General features: G+C 38.4%; 1 protein-coding gene. It reads right to left on the bottom strand.

All coding sequences use genetic code 11. From position 1 onward, the window contains the following. Positions 1 to 2: 2 nt before the first annotated feature. Positions 3 to 477 (bottom strand): hypothetical protein (locus FCS21_RS17680; protein WP_222927985.1); only part of this gene is annotated, 475 nt, incomplete at its 5' end.

The raw sequence follows: 477 nt of genomic DNA, 5'->3' as shown, positions 1-477 counted from the left end.
TTTTATCGTTGTGGAATATTCAAATACCACCGTTTATCGTGAAAATCTTGCGCTCCACCTTTAGTATTACCTTCAGGATCATTCGTTGCTCGCATCATGACGTATACTTTCTTATTAGGGAAGTTACGCATATTAAATGATACGTGGTAACCGACATTTCCAGAAGTATTATAAGCTTGATTTACATCTGATCTATAAATTCCATCAGCTCTTACTCGAGCTAATTCTTTTCCAGTATTGTAATCCATAATGAAGATATACTCGTATTTATAGTTAGCAATGTGCCATCCAGCCACATGCAAGTTTGCATTTTCGATTTCTCCAAACTGATCAATGTGGGCGTAATTCGTTCCATCTGTCAGTGTAGGATTTGCTGCACCTGTTCTAGTTGGATCAATGACTGGTTTATCGTCCGAAGTTGTTGGGTTGTCATCCGTAAAGCCATGAGCCAAATCATAGGCTAACTTTTCTTTGCTG

Source organism: Colwellia ponticola, assembly GCF_005885605.1.
Lineage (GTDB): Bacteria > Pseudomonadota > Gammaproteobacteria > Enterobacterales > Alteromonadaceae > Colwellia > Colwellia ponticola.
Note: the sequence above shows the minus strand (reverse complement) of the source record. Positions and strands in the feature narration are given on the sequence as shown.